The organism is Kitasatospora sp. SUK 42, from assembly GCF_015776785.2.
In the GTDB taxonomy this organism is placed as follows: Bacteria; Actinomycetota; Actinomycetes; order Streptomycetales; family Streptomycetaceae; genus Kitasatospora.
The window spans coordinates 1,904,003-1,920,772 of sequence record NZ_LFMD02000003.1 but is presented as its reverse complement, the minus strand read 5'-3'; the positions used below and the strand labels follow the sequence as shown (position 1 = coordinate 1,920,772).

The 16,770-nt window shown below is 72.9% G+C and carries 13 protein-coding genes; 5 read left to right on the top strand and 8 right to left on the bottom strand.

Annotated elements, in window-relative coordinates:
* The first annotated feature begins 228 nt into the window (after positions 1-228).
* On the top strand, positions 229-930 hold the full coding sequence (locus RZ50_RS18270) for a metal-dependent hydrolase (protein ID WP_196951992.1): 702 nt from the start codon (positions 229-231) through the stop codon (positions 928-930).
* Positions 931-1,033: 103 nt separating this feature from the next.
* Here RZ50_RS18270 and RZ50_RS18265 read toward each other — a convergent pair whose 3' ends face one another.
* The 7 genes from RZ50_RS18265 to RZ50_RS18235 all read right to left on the bottom strand — a co-directional run bounded on the left by RZ50_RS18265 (position 1,034) and on the right by RZ50_RS18235 (position 11,068).
* A complete protein-coding gene (locus RZ50_RS18265) occupies positions 1,034-1,258 on the bottom strand; it encodes a hypothetical protein (RefSeq protein ID WP_196951991.1) in 225 nt (74 codons plus the stop codon).
* 145 nt (positions 1,259-1,403) lie between these two features.
* A complete protein-coding gene (locus RZ50_RS18260; protein WP_254802528.1) occupies positions 1,404-2,513 on the bottom strand; it encodes an alpha/beta fold hydrolase in 1,110 nt (369 codons plus the stop codon).
* 77 nt (positions 2,514-2,590) lie between these two features.
* Positions 2,591-3,067: a phage holin family protein gene (locus tag RZ50_RS18255; RefSeq protein ID WP_196951990.1), complete on the bottom strand. Its 477-nt coding sequence runs from the start codon at positions 3,065-3,067 to the stop codon at positions 2,591-2,593.
* A gap of 245 nt (positions 3,068-3,312) precedes the next feature.
* A complete protein-coding gene (nhaA, locus tag RZ50_RS18250; RefSeq protein ID WP_196951989.1) occupies positions 3,313-4,689 on the bottom strand; it encodes a Na+/H+ antiporter NhaA in 1,377 nt (458 codons plus the stop codon).
* 375 nt (positions 4,690-5,064) lie between these two features.
* Positions 5,065-7,020, bottom strand: coding sequence for an acetate--CoA ligase (acs, locus tag RZ50_RS18245; protein WP_196951988.1), 1,956 nt, complete (start codon positions 7,018-7,020; stop codon positions 5,065-5,067).
* Between the two features lie 240 nt (positions 7,021-7,260).
* Entirely contained in the window at positions 7,261-9,633 is a 2,373-nt protein-coding gene (locus RZ50_RS18240; RefSeq protein ID WP_196951987.1) for a SulP family inorganic anion transporter, read from the bottom strand.
* Positions 9,634-10,060: 427 nt separating this feature from the next.
* A complete protein-coding gene (locus RZ50_RS18235) occupies positions 10,061-11,068 on the bottom strand; it encodes an ATP-binding protein (protein WP_196951986.1) in 1,008 nt (335 codons plus the stop codon).
* Between the two features lie 217 nt (positions 11,069-11,285).
* Here RZ50_RS18235 and RZ50_RS18230 point away from each other — a divergent pair, with 217 nt between their 5' ends.
* Positions 11,286-12,176 (top strand): oxidoreductase, encoded by an 891-nt coding sequence (locus tag RZ50_RS18230; RefSeq protein ID WP_196951985.1) that lies wholly within the window; start codon positions 11,286-11,288, stop codon positions 12,174-12,176.
* Between the two features lie 349 nt (positions 12,177-12,525).
* On the opposite strand, the gene RZ50_RS18225 is transcribed toward RZ50_RS18230, so the two are convergent.
* Complete coding sequence (locus tag RZ50_RS18225; RefSeq protein WP_196952036.1) at positions 12,526-13,323, bottom strand: HAD family phosphatase; 798 nt, start codon at positions 13,321-13,323, stop codon at positions 12,526-12,528.
* 829 nt (positions 13,324-14,152) lie between these two features.
* On the opposite strand from RZ50_RS18225, the gene ssd reads away from it, so the two are divergent.
* The 3 genes from ssd to RZ50_RS18215 are packed head-to-tail and all read left to right on the top strand — an operon-like array spanning position 14,153 to position 16,769.
* On the top strand, positions 14,153-15,277 hold the full coding sequence (gene ssd, locus RZ50_RS29300) for a septum site-determining protein Ssd (RefSeq protein ID WP_254802527.1): 1,125 nt from the start codon (positions 14,153-14,155) through the stop codon (positions 15,275-15,277).
* Complete coding sequence (locus tag RZ50_RS29295) at positions 15,277-16,626, top strand: TadA family conjugal transfer-associated ATPase (protein ID WP_254802526.1); 1,350 nt, start codon at positions 15,277-15,279, stop codon at positions 16,624-16,626. The genes ssd and RZ50_RS29295 overlap by 1 nt, the downstream gene beginning before the upstream one ends.
* Positions 16,623-16,769, top strand: a complete 147-nt coding sequence (locus RZ50_RS18215) for a hypothetical protein (protein ID WP_196951984.1) — start codon at positions 16,623-16,625, stop codon at positions 16,767-16,769. Before RZ50_RS29295 ends, RZ50_RS18215 begins: the two co-directional genes overlap by 4 nt.
* The last annotated feature ends 1 nt before the right edge of the window (position 16,770 follow it).

The following is a 16,770-nucleotide window of genomic DNA, read 5'->3' as shown; positions in this document are numbered from 1 at the left end:
CTCCGGCAGCGCGGGCTCCGGGTCCGCGGCGCCTGGTGCTCCGGCCCTCCGGCGCCGCGCGTTCCGAGTCCGCGGCTCCGGGCACTTCGGCCCTCCGGCGGCGCGCGTTCTGCCGGTCCGATATCCGTCGTACCGTCAGTCCGCCCTGGTAGCCTCAGCCGCGCTCACCCGTTCGGCTCAACCGGGCGCCGTCCCGGAGTGGGCTCAACGGGAGGTCGTGGTAGTCCGATGATGGGTCATTCGCACGCGGTGAGCGGAGCGATGCTGTACGCGGCGTCCGCTCCCTTCCTGCCCCCGCTGCTGCTGCACACCACGCTGCAGCCCGCGGACATACTGATGGGCACGGTGCTGTGCGCGGGGGCGGCCCTGCTGCCGGACCTCGACCACCACGACGGCTCGATCGCCAACTTCCTCGGCCCGGTCTCCAAGGCGCTCTGCCGCTTCGTGGCCTGGGCCTCCGGAGGCCACCGGCACGCCACCCACTCGCTGCTGTTCGTCGCGCTGATGGGCGGCGGCACCTGGGCCGGCGTCACCTACCTGGGCCGCAACTTCACCCTGGCGGTGACCTTCTTCCTGCTGGCGCTCGCGATCCGCGCCCTGCGGCTCTGCCCGCCGAGCAACGGACCGGAGGCGTGGATCACCGTCATCGGCCTGGCCGCGCTCGGCACCTTCGGGATGAACACCTGGATGCCCAACTCGCCCGGCTGGCTGCCGTACGCGGTCGCGCTGGGCACTCTGGCGCACCTGCTGGGCGACTGCCTGACCAAGAAGGGCGCGCCGCTGCTCTGGCCGCACAAGGAGCGCTACGAGATCGTGCTGATCAAGCGCAGCGGCAACAACGTCGAGACCAAGGTGCTGGTACCGATCATGTCGGTGGCGACCTTCGTCCTGCTCTGGTTCACCGCGCTGTCGCCGACGATCGTGAACTGATCGGGCGGCGGTTGTCGTTCGTCGCGCGGCTCGTCGCGTCGTTCGCCGACCGGGGGTGTGGGCCGACCGGCCGCTGACCGGTCGGCCGAAGCGGCGCGAGGCCTCAGGTCTCGCGCCGCAGTCGTGCGCCCACCCAGCGGGCGCGGCGGCCGAGGATGCGCGGGATGCCCATCTGCCGCTGCGACCCGCGCCGACGGCGGCCGAGGGTGTCGAAGCCGAGGCCGTCGAAACCGAGGTCCTCGGCCCGGTCCGGGTGGTGCGTGGAGCGCGGGGGGCTGTCGTGGCGTCGGCCGTGCGGGGCGTCGCCGTGATCGGGCATCCAGGTCATACCGGAAGGGATGCCCTTGGGCCGGTGGAGGTAACCGCCCGGGCCGGGTCGAAATTGGCCTATGCGGTTGTCATATGAGCGCAGTCGCAAGGGAGTTGGGCCCAACGGCCCTTCCGGGATGCCCCTCCGTTGGGCCCTCGGTCCGTCACTCCTTGTGACGACCGACCCAGTCCAGCAGCTCGGCGGTGAACTCCTCCGGCGCCTCCTCGTGCGGGAAGTGCCCGACCCCCGGCAGCAGCCGCCAGCGGTACGGCGCCGCGACGTACTCGCCGCCGCCGAGCGCGGTGCGCGACAGCAGCACCGGGTCCGAGGCGCCCTGGACGTGCAGGGTCGGCGCGGTGATCGGCTTCTTCATCCGGCGGGCGAACTGGATGCCGTCCGGCCGGGCCATCGAGCGCAGCAGCCAGCGGTACGGCTCGATCGAGCAGTGCGCGGTGCTGGGGATCCGGATCGCCTGCCGGTACGCGTGCACCGCGGTCTCGTCCAGTTTGTTCGGCCCGGTCCACTCGTCCAGGTAGCGGCCGACCAGCGCGGCGTCGTCGGCCACCAGGCGGCGCTCCGGTATCCACGGCCGCTGGAAGCCCAGCACGTGGTCGAAGGCGGCCATCTGCCGGCGGTCGGTCAGCAGGGCCCGGCGCAGGTCCCGGGGGTGCGCGGCGGAGACCACCGTGAGGCTCTGGATCACCGACGGGCGCATCACCGCCGCGACCCAGGCCAGGGTGCCGCCCGAGGCGTGCCCGACCAGGTGCGCCCGGCGCTCGCCGAGCGAGCGGATCACGCCGGTGATGTCCAGGGCGAGGTTGCCCGGGTCGTAGCCGCGCGGGGTGCGGTCGCTGCCGCCGATGCCCCGCAGGTCGAGCGCCACCGCGCGGTAGCCGGCCTCGGCCAGCGCGGTCAGCTGGTGGCGCCAGGCCCACCAGTACTCGGGCCAGCCGTGCACCAGCAGCACCAGCGGGCCGGTGCCCAGCTCGGCGATGTGGAAGCGGGCTCCGTTGGCCGCGAGGTCGCGGTGCGTCCACGGGCCGGGCTGCCGGATGTCCCAGGCTTCCGTACCGCCGCCGCCTCCGCCGCCTCCGACGCCGCGGGCCTCCTCGGCGGCCGGTGCGGCGGCCTGTTCGGCAACCGGCTCGGCGGTCGGCTCGGGGCCCTGTCCGGGGCCCTGCCCGGGGCCCTGTGCGGGGGCCGGCTCGGAGCCGGAGTCGAGGCCGGAATCGGCGGACGGCTGCGCGGGCACGGGCGTCTGGTCAAGCGGCATACCGAGAGCGTGTCACATCCGTGCGCCGGACACGTGCCCGGCACTCGCTGTCGGCGGGTTCGAGCGCCCTCCCGCGTTTACGGGATGCGGCCCAGGGCCCGGTCGATCTCCTCCTTGGTGGCCGGGCGCGGACGGGCGTTCTTCAACACGTCGGCGGTCTTCTGAGCGCCCTCGATGGCGCGGTGCGGCGGCTCGATCTTCTTGAAGGAGCGGTAGGCCAGCAGCCCGAGCAGCACCGCGAGCACCAGGTAGGCGCCCGCCACGACGAGGAAGGACCAGCCGAGCGACAGGCCCAGCGCGTGGATGCCGAAGGCCGCCGCAGCGCTCAGCATCGGGACGGAGAACAGCGCGATCACGGCGGCCACCGCGATCGACACCCCGCCGGAGACGCCGCGCTTGACGTCCGCGCGGATCTCGGACTTGGCGAGCGCGATCTCGTCGTGGACCAGCGCGGACAGGTCAGCGGTGGCCGCCGCGAACAGCTGTCCCACCGAACGCTCGCCCTCGTAGGGCGCCCGGCCGTTGCTGGACGGGTCTGCGGCTCCTGTGGGCATCAGCGGTTCTCCTCTGTGGCTGTACGGCGTGACGCCGTCGCGGTGTGCGGTTCCGGGGCCGGTGGGGGGTCCGGAGGCGTCAGTGGGTTGTCGACAGCTCAGAATCATGCCCCTACCGGTCAGTCGGACACCACTCCGGGGCCCCGCCGGGGGGACGTGTCCCGGCCGCGGCAGGGCCGTGGGGCCCGGTGCCGGATTCAGGGGTGGACCCCCGGGCCCGGGGCCCCGCGAGGCCCGTGGCGGACTCAGCGGCCGGTGCCGGAGCCCTCGCCGGGCAGTCGGTGGGCGGGTTCGGAGACCCGTGCCCGCCAGGCAGGGTCGTCCTCCTGGTAGATGTCCGGGACCCCGTCGCCGTCCACGTCCCGGTCCTCCTCCTCGCACAGCGCGCGGTAGTGCCGGTTGCGCAGCTTGAGCAGCACGGTGGCGACGACCGCGCAGAGCAGCGAGCCGACCAGGACGGCCGTCTTGGAACGCTCGGCCAGCGCCAGGTCCTGCGGGAAGGCCAGCTCGCTGATCAGCAGCGAGACGGTGAAGCCGATCCCTGCCAGCACCGAGACGGCGAACAGGTCGGCCCACTTGAGCTGCGGGTTCAGCTCGGCCCGGGTGAACCGGGCGGCCAGCCAGGTGCCGCCGAACACGCCCACCGTCTTGCCGACCAGCAGGCCGATCATGATGCCCAGCGGGGTGGCCTGGGTGAACACCTCGCGCAGCGCCGGGCCGGATATCGCCACCCCGGCCGAGAACAGCGCGAACACCGGGACGGCGAGGCCGGCCGAGAGCGGGCGGACCAGGTGCTCGATGTGCTCGCCGGGGGAGTGCTGCTCGTCGCCCTCCCGGTGGCAGCGCAGCATCAGGCCCATCGCGACGCCCGCCACCGTGGCGTGGATGCCGCTCTCGTGCATCAGCGCCCAGACCACGACGGCCAGCGGTACGAACAGGTACCAGCCCTTCACCCCGCGCCGGTGCAGGAACCAGAACAGCACCAGACCGGCGAAGGCCAGGCCGAGTGCCCAGAACTTGATCCCGGAGCTGTAGAAGATCGCGATGATCAGGATCGCGATCAGGTCGTCGACCACGGCCAGGGTCAGCAGGAAGGCGCGCAGGGGAGAGGGCAGGTGGCTGCCGACCACGGCCAGCACGCCGAGCGCGAAGGCGATGTCGGTGGCGGTCGGGATGGCCCAGCCGCCGGGGTGGCCGCCGCTGCCGGAGTTGACCAGTGCGAACAGGATCGCGGGCAGCGCGACGCCGCAGACGGCGGCTATGACCGGCAGCAGCGCGGCGCTCGGAGTGCGCAGCTCGCCCGCGACGAACTCGCGCTTGAGCTCGATGCCGGCCACGAAGAAGAAGATCGTCAGCAGGCCGTCCTTGGCCCAGGTGGCCAGGCTGAGGTCGAGGTGGAGCGGGGCGGACGGGCCGATGGTGTAGCCGAGCATGCTCTCGTACGCGTGCGGCCAGACGTTGGCCCAGATCAGCGCGACCACGGCGGCGATCAGCAGCAGCGTGCCACCGACCGTCTCGGTGCGCAGGGCGTCGGTGATGAAGGTGCGCTCGGGCAGTGACAGTCGGCCGAGCAGCTGCCGGCGGCGGGTCGTCGGCTCGTGGACGGGCGGCTGGTCGGTCACGCGGGACCTCCTGAGGGGGCTGGGAGCGGCAACGGATGCACGGGTGGTGCATGTGCCGACCAGACTTCCCGGCGCGCCCTGTGACGCCCGGATTCCTGCTCAAGGATCTTGATGCGTCCCTAACAGTCTAAGGGACGTTCGAGTGACATCCAGATTGTCCTATTCGAGGACTCAAACCCTGTCGGCCGGTTCTGCACTCCGGAGGAGCATCCGGAGGAGCAACGGAACCCCGGAGGAGCAGCGGACCGGCATGACGACGGGACCCCGGGCGGTGGTATCCGCCCGGGGCCCGGTTCGCCTGTTCAGCGCGCTCGGCTGTCGATGTGCTCAGCCGTCAGCGCGTCTGGTTGTCGGTGTGCTCAGCCGTGAACGCTTTCAGCTCTTGTCGTCGGACGACGGCAGCTGTGCCTGGATCTGGCTCATCACCGTGCTGTCGGCGAGGGTGGTGGTGTCACCGACCTCGCGGCCCTCGGCGATGTCGCGCAGCAGGCGGCGCATGATCTTGCCGGAGCGGGTCTTCGGCAGCTCGCCGACCACCTTGATCTGCTTCGGCTTGGCGATCGGGCCGAGCGTGCGGCCGACGTGCGCCCGCAGCTCGTCGACCAGCTCGGGGCTCTCGGTGATGCCGCCGCGCAGGATCACGAAGGCGACGATGGCCTGGCCGGTGGTGGCGTCGGCGGCGCCGACCACGGCGGACTCGGCCACGGACGGGTGGCCGACCAGGGCCGACTCGACCTCGGTGGTGGAGATGTTGTGGCCGGAGACCAGCATGACGTCGTCGACCCGGCCGAGCAGCCAGATGTCGCCGTCCTCGTCCTTCTTGGCGCCGTCACCGGCGAAGTAGCGGCCCGCGAAGCGCGACCAGTAGGTGTCGATGTAGCGCTGGTCGTCGCCCCAGATGGTGCGGAGCATGGACGGCCACGGCTCGGTGAGCACCAGGTACCCGCCGGAGCCGTTCGGGACCTCGTTGGCCTCGTCGTCCACCACGGTGGCCGAGATGCCCGGCAGGGCGCGCTGGGCCGAGCCCGGCTTGGTCTCGGTGACGCCCGGCAGCGGGCTGATCATGATGGCGCCGGTCTCGGTCTGCCACCAGGTGTCCACGATCGGGCACTTGCCGGCGCCGATGTGCTCGCGGTACCAGACCCAGGCCTCGGGGTTGATCGGCTCGCCGACGCTGCCCAGCACCCGCAGCGAGGACAGGTCGAACTTCGCGGGGATGTCGTCGCCCCACTTCATGAAGGTGCGGATCGCGGTCGGCGCGGTGTAGAGGATCGTGACGCCGTACTTCTGGACGATCTCCCAGAACCGGCCCTGGTGAGGGGTGTCCGGGGTGCCCTCGTAGATGACCTGGGTGGCGCCGTTGGAGAGCGGGCCGTAGACGATGTACGAGTGGCCCGTGACCCAGCCGATGTCGGCGGTGCACCAGTAGACGTCGGTCTCCGGCTTGAGGTCGAAGACCGCGTGGTGGGAGTAGCTGACCTGGGTGAGGTAGCCGCCCGAGGTGTGCAGGATGCCCTTGGGCTTACCGGTGGTGCCCGAGGTGTACAGGATGAAGAGCGGGTGCTCGGCGTCGTGCGCCTCGGGGGCGTGCTCGGTGGACTGGCGCGCGGTGATCTCGTGCCACCAGACGTCGCGGCCCTCGGTCCAGGCGATCTCCTGCCCGGTGCGGCGGATCACCAGGACGTGCTCGACCCCGTCGACCTTGGTGAGCGCCTCGTCGATGGCCGGCTTGAGGGCCGAGGGCTTGCCGCGGCGGTAGCCGCCGTCGGAGGTGATGACGAGCTTCGCCTGGGCGTCCTGGATGCGGGAGGCGACGGCGTCGGCGGAGAAGCCGCCGAAGACCACCGAGTGGGTGGCGCCGATCCGGGCGCAGGCGAGGATGGCGACGACCGCCTCGGCGATCATCGGCAGGTAGACCGCGACCCGGTCGCCCTTGCGGACGCCGAGCTCCAGCAGGGCGTTGGCGGCCTGCGAGACCTCGTCCTTGAGCTGGGCGTAGGTGATCGAGCGGCTGTCACCGGGCTCGCCCTCGAAGTGGATGGCGACCCGGTCGCCGAGACCGTTCTCCACGTGGCGGTCGACGCAGTTGTAGGCCACGTTGAGCTTGCCGTCGGCGAACCACTTGGCGAAGGGCGGGTTGGACCAGTCGAGCGTTTCGGTCGGCTCGACGGCCCAGCTGAGCCGACGGGCCTGCTCGGCCCAGAAGCCCAGACGGTCCTCGGAGGCCTGAGCGTACGCGGCCGCGGTGACGTTGGCGGCTGCGGCGAGCTCTGCCGGCGGGGCGAAACGCCGCTCCTCCTTGAGCAGGTTGGCCAGGCTCTCGTTGCTCAACGCGCACTCCTCATCGAGTCATGATCGGGGGCGATCCCGTGCGTGGGGATTGTCCCGTGTGTCCCAGCACACAGCTCACCAGGCGAACGGGGCAGTTGACAAGAGTCTCTTGGGAATTGGTGTAGACCTTTGACCGAGGATCGAACGGCCACCGGGCGACCCACCGCCTGAGGTGGTAGATCGCCCGGTGGTTGATGGGCCCGTGCCCCGGCCCGCCCGGCGGGGACACGGACCCGGCTTTCAGGCGGCCAGCTGCGGGTCCTCCTCGCCGTCGCAGGCCGGAACCCGGCCGTCCTTTCTCACCCGTTCGGCCGATGCCCCATTGGGCCGGGCCTCGACGGGCCGGGCCTCGACGGGGCTGAACGTCCCCGCGGCGCGGTCCAGGACGTAGGCCTGGGCGGTGGCGAAGTCGAAGTACATCCCCACCAGCCGCAGGGTGCCCTCCTCGACCCGGCGCTCCACCGCCGGGTTCGCCATCAGCTGGTCCAGCTGCTGGACCACGTTGGTGATGCAGAGCTGCTCCGCGAGGTCCACCACCGGCCGGTCGGCGAACTCGGCCGGGGCCCGTCGGAGCCGGTCCAGCGAGCCGCGGCCGTTGCGCAGCCAGCGGGTCAGCGGGGTGGGCGGCACGGGGCGCTCGTGCACACCGTCCAGCAGTGCCTTCATCGCTCCGCAGCCGGAGTGGCCGCAGACCGTGATCGAGCGCACCTCCAGCGCTTCGACGGCGTACTGCACCGCGGCGGCCACCGAGTCGTCGGCCGCGCCGGGCTCGAACGGGGCCGGCACCAGGTTGCCGACGTTGCGGACGGTGAACAGGTCGCCCGGGCCGCTGTTGGTGATCATGCTGGTGACCATCCGGGAGTCCGCGCAGGTCAGGAAGAGCTGCGAGGGCGTCTGCCCCTCCCGGGCCAGTCGGGCGAGTTCGGGCCTGATCAGCGGGGCGGTGTGCCGCTGGAACACCCGGACGCCGTCCAGCAGCCGGCCGTGCGGATCCTCCTGCTGCTCGATGCAGTGGTGGCCGACCCAGGGCGTCCAGGCCCGGCAGCGGTGCGGGCCCGGCGAACTGCCCGCACGGACGGTGCCGTCGGGGTCGAGCACCTCGTCGTCCGGGCGCCGCGTCACCATCGAGACCCGTCCTCCCGCGGCCTGGTGCCCGGTCCGCCAGTTGTGCAGCGTCTCGTACGCGGCGTGGTCCAGGAAGGAGCCGTCGTGCACCACCGCGACCTCGGCGCCCGCGGGGATGCCGGCCAGCGCCCGGCTCAGCCGGGGGACGGCGGCGAAGGTCAGCGGCCCGTGGGTCTGGACGGTGACCGGGCCGTCGGGGTGGGCCTCGACGTCCACGTGGGCGCGGGTCAGCCGGTAGAGCGCGAGCAGTGCGGCGGTGCCGGCGCCGAGCCCGACGCCCCACAGCACGCCGAAGGCGACCACGGCGAGCACGGTGGTCAGGTAGACCGGGAACTCGCGGTGTCGGTGCACGTTGCGGATGTGCGCGAAGCTCACCATCTGCAGCCCGACCACCAGCACCAGCGCGGCCAGTGCGGCCAGCGGGATCCGGCGCAGCCCGCCGGTCAGCGCCAGCGCTGCGGCGAGCACCCACACGCCGTGCAGCACCGAGGCCCACCTGGTCTGCCCGCCGGCCCGCACGTTGGCGGTGCTGCGTACGGCGCCGCCGGCGATCGGCAGCCCGCCGACCAGGCCGCTGACCATGTTGGCGATGCCCTGTCCGCGCAGTTCACGGTCGAGGTCGCCGGTGCGCCGACTCATCCGGTCGACCGCGACGGCGGACAGCAGCGACTCCACGCTCGCCACGGCAGTGACGGTGAGGACGGCGGCGATCACCCCGGTGGGCGAGCCGTGTGGCAGCGCGGGCGCGATCCCGTGCGGCTGCCAGGCTGGCAGTTCGATGTGGGCGAGCCGCAGGTCCATGGCGATGGCGAGCGCGGTGGCAACGGCCACGGCGGCCAGCGGCCCGGGCACCTTGGCCAGGCGGGCGCCGAACTCTCCCGCGCGGCCCGGGAGTCGGCCGAGCCGGGGCCAGCCCAGCAGCACCACCGCGGTCACAGCGCCGACCAGCAGCGCGGGCGGGTGCGGACCGGCCAACTGCCCCGGCAGGGCGAGGAGGTTGGCGATCGCGGAACTCTGCGGGGAGCCGCCGAGGGCGACGTGCAGCTGCGCGATGGCGATGGTGAGCCCGACCCCGGCCAGCATGCCGTGCACGATCGCGGGCGAGACGGCGAGCGCCGTCCGGGCCACCCGGCGTACGCCGAGCAGGAGTTGGAGCAGCCCGGAGGCGACGGTGACGGCGCAGGTCGCCCGCCAGCCGTACTGGGTGATCAGCCCCGCGGTGACCACGGTCAGCGCGGCGGAGGGGCCGCTGACCTGGAGCGGGGTGCCGCCGAACAGTCCGACCAGGATGCCGCCCACGGCTGCGGCGGCCAGTCCGGCGGTGAGTGGGGCGCCGGTGGCGAGCGCGATGCCGAGGGAGAACGGCACGGCGATCAGGAAGACCACCAGGGAGGCGGAGAGGTCCTGGGCCCAGCGGGCCCGGGTGCCCGGTGGTGCGTGGTCATTGGTGTCGGAGGCGATGGGCGCGGTTGAGATGTCAAGGGTCATTGTCTTCCCGTCTGTCCGGGGGAACGAACGCAGTCAGGTCCGGCGGTGGATCCGGGGCGGGGCTCCGGGTCGGATCGGCTGTCGTGGGTCGCGACGGTGTGGCGGGATGGTGTGGGCGCGGCGGGGGAATGCGGGTATCACCGGCCGGCGTTGACCATCAGGCCCGCCAGGAACCCGGGCGAGGTGCGGGATGTCTCGCCGGGTGCCGTCGATACGGACCATCAAGACTCGGTAAACCGAGGGTAATGAGAGCTTTGCACAGCGTCGTCTCGGGAGGGAAGCGGAAAACCCCCTGGTTCACCCCATTGAGTGGTGCTCGAACCGATGGGAATTCGCTGGTGGCAAGCGCTCGACCGGGACGGCGAACGGGCCGCGGCCTCCCCGGGGTGAAGGGGAGGCCGCGGCCCGTCCGGTCCGTGGCGGAGTGTCAGGCGGTGGCTCCGGCAGGGGCGGCCCGCTCGCTCCCGAACGCCGACTCGCCCAGTACGAAACCCTCGTCCACCTGGGTCGCGAGGTCGATTCCGACCTTGGCGTTGGCCCAGCTCTCCGCGTTGCGCCGGTGGAAGAGGACCGCCTGCTCGGTGTAGCGGTGCGCGTCCCGGAGCCCGTACGCGGCCTCGGCCTCGGTCCGCAGTTGCTCCAGCACCGCCCGGTTGGCCGGCTCCAGGGACTTCAGCGGCGGCTCGGCGCCCTGCTCCAGGCGGCGTACCCAGTCCGACTGCCCGAAGGTGGTGAGCAGGTCGTCGCCGACCTCGCGGCGCAGGAACGCCAGGTCGTCCGGGCCCTGCACCTTGTTGCCGATCACCCGCAGCTGGACGCCGAAGTCACGGGCGTAGTCCTTGTACTGACGGTAGACCGAGACGCCCTTGCGAGTCGGCTCGGCGATTAGGAAGGTCAGGTCGAAGCGGGTGAAGAGGCCGGAGGCGAAGGAGTCGGAGCCCGCGGTCATGTCGGTGACCAGGTACTCGTCCGGGCCGTCCAGCAGGTGGTTGAGCAGCAGCTCCACCGCGCCGACCTTGGAGTGGTAGCAGGCCACTCCGAGGTCCTCCTCGGTGAACGCGCCGGTCGCCAGCAGCCGGACCGAGCCCTCGTCCAGCGCGATCGGGCGGGCGCAGGCGGCGTAGACCGGGTTCTCCTCGACGATCCGCAGCAGGCGCGAACCCCGGCCGGGCGGCGTGGTTTTGATCATCTCGTCCGCCGAACGGATCAGCGGGTTGGCGCCGCGCAGGTACTCCTTGACCTCCGGAAGGTGCGCGCCGAGCGAGGGCAGTCCGGCGGCCTGAGCGTCCGTCAGTCCGAGGGCGGGGCCGAGATGCTGGTTGATGTCGGCGTCGACGGCGATGACCGGGCGGCCGGTGGCGGCCAGGTGGCGGATGAACAGTGCGGACAGCGTGGTCTTCCCGCTGCCGCCCTTGCCGACGAAGGCGATCTTCATCTGGGGGCTCCGGCTCTCGCTCTGGGCCCTGGGGGTGGGCCGCGTGCTCAGGGGCGCGCGTGTCGCGACCCCTAATTGGAAATCGTTATCGTCTCCGATAGCGGCCATGCTAGCCGTGGCTCGGGGCCCGCCGCGGGAGGGAAGTGAGGATTGCCTCTAACGGGTGATGCGGGGTTGCTGTTCCGGGAGGGGCGGCTCGTTCATTACTCTCGGGTAGGTGAGCACTGGAACAGATCCCCTCGCCCCGCTGGCCCAGCTTCCCGGGGTGCCCGACGCGGTGGCCGAGGTGCGCAAGGCCGTCGACCGGCTCTACGGTCACCGGGTGATGCGCCGCCGCGCGGCCGAGGTCACCTCCGAGTCCGCTCTGCGCGGCGCCCGCGCCTCGGCGGCCCTGGCCGGGGCCGACTGGCCGCTGGAGGAGGTCCGGCGACGCAGCGACTTCAGCGCGGACGCCGAGGCCCGAACGGTGGGCGCGGCGCTGCGGATCGCCGCCGAGGCCGGTCAGCTGCTCAGCGTCTGGCGGCATTCGCCGCTGCAGGTGCTGGCCCGGCTGCACCTGCTCGCGGTCGGCGACGCCGACCCGGCCGCCGGTCGGCCGCGGCGCGCGGGGGAGGCCTCCGAGGAGCTGTTCCCGCTGGAGCTCAAGCCGGTGGAGGGCGTCGAGGCCGACGCGGTGGCCGGGCCGCCGCCCGTACTGCCGCCCGCTCCGGACGCGGAGGAGGTCGGGGCCCGGCTGGACCAGCTCTCCCGGCTGCTGGTGGCCCGGGCGGAGGGGCAGGGCGTGGGGACGCCGGCGCTGGTGGTCGCCTCGGTGGTGCACGGCGAGCTGCTCGCCCTGCGGCCGTTCGGCAGCCACAACGGGCTGATCGCGCGGGCCGCCCAGCGGATCGTGCTGATCGCCGAGGGGCTCGACCCGAAGTCGATCTGTCCGGCCGAGGTGGGCCTGGCGGAGCTGGGCACCGAGGCCTACCGGCGGGCCCTGGCGGGCTACCTGGCGGGCACGCCCGAGGGGATGGCGGCCTGGATCGCGCACTGCGGCCGGGCGCTGCGACTCGGCGTGCGCGAGAGCACCGCGGTCTGCGAGGCGATGCAGCGCGGGATGGTCTGAGCGGGAACGCCCGCGAACACGGAGATGCGGCGGCACCTGATCCTGCTGGGTGCCGCCGCTGGTGCAGATACCGGGTGACCAAGCATGCACCGGAAGTGCCGATCAGACGGGGATCCTGCCCGTTCGTCTGGTCCGGCGGCCCGACAGCGGGTCGGCTGCATGTGGGTGCTCGGTTATCTGTACACGCGGTCCGTGGGGCCTGAACTGCGTTGTCGGTTTGACCTCTTCGGTCCTGACCGGGTCTCGCGGGCCGTGCTTCATTTGTATCGCGTTTCGGCCGAAAGGGGAACCCGAAAAGAGAAGTCCGTACCTATTTGCCCGTTTCGCTGGGGGTGTCGGCCCCCGGACCTCAGCGGGTGGAGCGGCGCTTGCGGGCCAGGTACCAGATGGCCCCGGCGGTCACGGCCGCCGTCCCGACCGCCACCGCGGTCAGCACCGAGCCGCTCGGCGCGGAGAACTCGGGCAGCCGCCGTCGAAGTTGCACCGGCCGGTCGAAGACCAGCACCGGCCACTCCCGGGCCTGCGCCTCCTTGCGCAGTGCGCGGTCGGGGTTCACGGCCGACGGGTGGCCGACCGCCTCCAGCAGCGGCAGGTCGGTCGAGGAATCGCTGTAGGCGTAGGACTCGGCCAGGTCGTAGCCCTCCGACTCGGCCAACTCCCGGATCGCGGCGGCCTTGTTCTCGGCGTAGGCGTAGTACTCGATCTCGCCGGTGTAGCAGCCGTCCTCGACCTTCAACCGGGTGGCGATCACGTGGTCCGCGCCGAGCAGCGCGCCGATCGGCTCGACCACCTCGGAGCCGGAGCTGCTGACGATCACCACGTCCCGGCCGGCCGCGTGGTGCTGCTCGATCAGCGAGGCGGCCTCGTCGTAGATGATCGGATCGATCAGGTTGTGCAGGGTCTCGGCGACGATCTCGCGGACCTGCTGGACGTTCCAGCCCCGGGTGAGCGCGGAGAGGTACTCGCGCATCTTCTCCATCTGGTCGTGGTCCGCCCCGCCGACCAGGAAGACGAACTGGGCGTACGCGCTCCGCAGTACGGCCCGACGGTTGATCAGACCGCCCTGGTAGAACGGGCGGCTGAAGGCCAGCGCGCTCGACTTGGCGATGATGGTCTTGTCGAGGTCGAAGAAGGCGGCCGTGCGCAGCCCGCCCGGCCGGGGGCGGGTGGGTGTGCTCGGCTCCGCGGGCCCGGTGGTGTCGCCCTGGGACTCGTCGGCGTGGTCGTCGGCGTTCTCGGTGGTGTCCACGGGAACCGAGGATAGAGGGCGCCACAAAACACCCCGCCATTCGGCGTACTCGTGGGCGTGCGGGTTTGTGTTTCTGGCCGCTCGGGTACACCATGGAAGTCACGGATCGTTCGCGACCGTGCTAACCCGGTCCGGCTCCTCCCCCCCGAGTCGGGCTGTGGATAGACGACCCCCGCTCTCCCCCCCGGCGGGGGTCGTCGCACGTCCGGGGCCATTTTCAGGGCTTGAACGCCCCTCGGTGAGGCCTTCCGCGACCGCCTCTCGGCGGTGTACAGGGGGTGTCGGCGGCTCGGTCAGGTCATCATCCTTCGTCACTCTGCGTTGCCATTTGCTCATGACCCGCCTGCTGTGCGCGGCCGGTTCCGATCGACGCCGCCGGGCCGCTCGGGCGGGGTGCGCGGGAGCCGGCGAGCAGGGTCCGGGAGGGGCGGTCGACCGGGGCCCGGACGGGCCGCCGGTTCATCTCCGTGACCTCGTTTCGTCAATTCTTCGCCGAATAGCCCCCCGCCCGGGTGAACGTTTTTATCCACAGCCGCGAGTTATCCACAGGCAATCGGAACGTGGATGACGTAATCCGGATCTCCCCCCACCGTGATGGTCGACGGCGGTCGCCGGGCAGGGCCTCATCCCCCTTCTTCAAGAGGTCTGCCGGGCGGCCGTCCGTCGGAACCGTCCGACGCGCGTCGCGGCCGCCCTGGGTGGCCGGCGGCGCAGAGGGGAGACCACCATGTCGACGCCGATCGCCGGTCACGTCACCGCCGAGGGCCCCGGGGCCGTTGGGCCGCTCATCGTCACCGAGGACGAAGGCCTGGCCGAGCACCTGCTGCGGGTCTGCGCGGCGGCGGGCACCGAGCCGAGACTGATCAGGGGCGCGCCGCCGACGCGCGAGCTCTGGGAGGGCGCCCCGCTGGTCCTGGTCGGGGACGACCAGGCGGTGCGCTGCGCCGGGCTGGGCAGGCGCAGCGGCGTGCTGCTCCTCGGGCTGGATCTGGACGACCCCGGGGTGTGGGTCAGAGCGGTCCGACTCGGCGCCGAGCACGTGCTGTTCCTGCCCGACGCCGAGACCTGGCTGCTGGACCGGATCGCGGACGCGGCCGAGGGCGTCGAGTCCCCGGCGGTCACCGTCGCGGTGCTCGGCGGCCGGGGCGGGGCCGGAGCCTCGACGCTGGCCTGTGCCCTCGCGGTCACGGCCGCGCGGACGGGCCGGCGGACCATGCTCATCGACGGCGATCCGCTGGGCGGCGGCCTGGACATCCTGCTCGGGGGCGAGACGGCCCGCGGGCTGCGCTGGCCCGACCTGGCCGGTTCGCGCGGGCGGGTGAGCGGAGCCGACCTGGCCCGGGCGCTGCCGGCCCTCAGACGGCTCTCCGCGCTGTCCTGCCTGTCCTGGGACCGCGGCGACACCCTCACGGTGCCGCCGGAGGCCATGCGCAGCGTGCTGGCCGCCTCCCGGCGGCGCGGCGGGCTGGTGGTGCTCGACGTACCGCGCCATCTCGACGCGGCCGCCGGGCAGGCGCTGGAGCAGTCCGACCTGGCCCTGCTGGTGATCCCGGCCGAGCTGCGCGCGGTGGCGGCCGCCGACCGGGTCGCGGCGGCGGCCCGGATGCGGCTGCGGGACGTCCGGGCCGTGGTGCGGTCACTGCGGGTCGGCGGGCTCCCGGCACACCGGATCGCCCGCGGGCTGCGGTTGGAGCTGGCGGGGGAGTTGGAGCCGGAGCCGGGCCTGGCCGAGGACGTCGAGAAGGGCGTCCCGCCGGGCATGCGGGAGAGCGGCCCGCTCGCGCGCTTCTGCGCGACCTTCCTGAACGAGGTACTGCCGCCGGTGTCGGCGGTCGGAGGAGGTGTGTACTGATGGTCCGACTGCGTAGGACGGTTCTGCGGGGCGGTGATCCGGGTCCGGGCGACGGTGCGCGGGAGCGCCGACTGCTCAGGAGCGTGCCGCCGCCCGGCGGGCCTCCGGAGGCCGAGCACGGGCCCTGCCCGTACGGCCGGACGGCCCGGGAGGCCCGGACGGCCGAGCTGGTGGACGCGGTACGGCTGCGGCTGGCCGAGTCGGGCGCCGCCCCGACGGCGGGCTCGGTCGCGGCGGTGCTGCGGGCCACCCGGCCGCCGCTCGGCGGGGACGAGGTGCTGGACACCGTGCGTTCGCTGCGCGCCGAACTGGTGGGCGCGGGCCCGCTGGACCGGCTGCTGGCGGCGCCCGATGTCACGGACGTCCTGGTGAACGGTCCGGACGAGGTGTGGGTCGACCGTGGCGGAGGCCTGCACCGGGCCGCCGGAGTCCGGTTCGCCGATGCCGAGGCGGTGCGGCGGCTGGCCCACCGGCTGGCCACCGCGGCCGGACGGCGTTTGGACGATGCCAGGCCCTGGGTGGACGCTCGGCTGCCGGACGGCACCAGGCTGCACGCGGTGCTGCCGCCGATCGCGGCGGGCTGCACGCACATCTCGCTGCGGGTGTGCCGGCCCCGGCCGTTCACGCTCGACGAGTTGGCGGCGGGCGGAGCACTGCCGCCGGAGGGCGCCGACCTGCTGGCCGGCATCGTGCGGGCGCGGCTGTCCCTGCTGGTCTCCGGTGGGACGGGCTCGGGCAAGACCACCCTGCTCGCGGCGCTGCTCGGCCTGGTCGGGCCGGACGAGCGGATCGTCATCGCCGAGGACTCCGCCGAACTGCGGCCGGCCCATCCGCACGTGGTCCGGCTGCAGAGCAGACCGCCCAACCAGGAGGGCCTGGGCGAGTTCACCCTGCGGGACCTCGTCCGGCAGGCGTTGCGGATGCGGCCGGACCGGCTGGTGATCGGAGAGGTGCGCGGTGCCGAGGTCTCGGACCTGCTGGCCGCGCTCAACACCGGGCACGAGGGCGGCTGCGGCACCGTCCACGCCAACACGGCGGCGGACGTGCCGGTCCGGCTGGAGGCGCTGGGCTCGCTCGCGGGGCTCGACCGGCCGGCGCTGCACAGCCAACTGCGGGCCGCGCTGGACGTGGTGGTGCACCTGGTCCGGGATCCGGGCTCGGGGCGGCGCCGGGTGGCGGAGGTCCACACGCTGGCCGGGGACCGCGACGGGCTGGCCGTGACCACTCCGGCGGTGGCCTTCCCGACGGCGGGCGGAATGGTGCCCGGGGCGGGCTGGGAGCGGCTGGTCGGGCTGCTGGCCTCGCGCGGGGTGGTGCTCGGTGTGCCGCCCGGGGCGGGGGCGCCGTGAGGGCGGTGGCGGCGGTGGTGGCGTCGGCGGGCCAGGCGGCGCGGGAGCTGCGGTTGGTGGAGCTCGGGTTCGTGCTGCTGCTGAGCGGGTGTGCGGTGGGCGCGGTGGCGCTGCTCGGGGTGTGGAGCAGGAAGGAGCGATGAC

What these genes read in the sequence shown, in the direction of transcription:
- RZ50_RS18270 (WP_196951992.1), top strand. Translation starts at nt 229, where the DNA reads ATGATGGGTCATTCGCACGCGGTGAGCGGAGCGATGCTGTACGCGGCG.
- RZ50_RS18265 (WP_196951991.1), bottom strand. Translation starts at nt 1,258, where the DNA reads ATGACCTGGATGCCCGATCACGGCGACGCCCCGCACGGCCGACGCCAC.
- RZ50_RS18260 (WP_254802528.1), bottom strand. Translation starts at nt 2,513, where the DNA reads ATGCCGCTTGACCAGACGCCCGTGCCCGCGCAGCCGTCCGCCGATTCC.
- RZ50_RS18255 (WP_196951990.1), bottom strand. Translation starts at nt 3,067, where the DNA reads ATGCCCACAGGAGCCGCAGACCCGTCCAGCAACGGCCGGGCGCCCTAC.
- RZ50_RS18240 (WP_196951987.1), bottom strand. Translation starts at nt 9,633, where the DNA reads ATGACCCTTGACATCTCAACCGCGCCCATCGCCTCCGACACCAATGAC.
- RZ50_RS18235 (WP_196951986.1), bottom strand. Translation starts at nt 11,068, where the DNA reads ATGAAGATCGCCTTCGTCGGCAAGGGCGGCAGCGGGAAGACCACGCTG.
- ssd (WP_254802527.1), top strand. Translation starts at nt 14,153, where the DNA reads ATGTCGACGCCGATCGCCGGTCACGTCACCGCCGAGGGCCCCGGGGCC.
- RZ50_RS29295 (WP_254802526.1), top strand. Translation starts at nt 15,277, where the DNA reads ATGGTCCGACTGCGTAGGACGGTTCTGCGGGGCGGTGATCCGGGTCCG.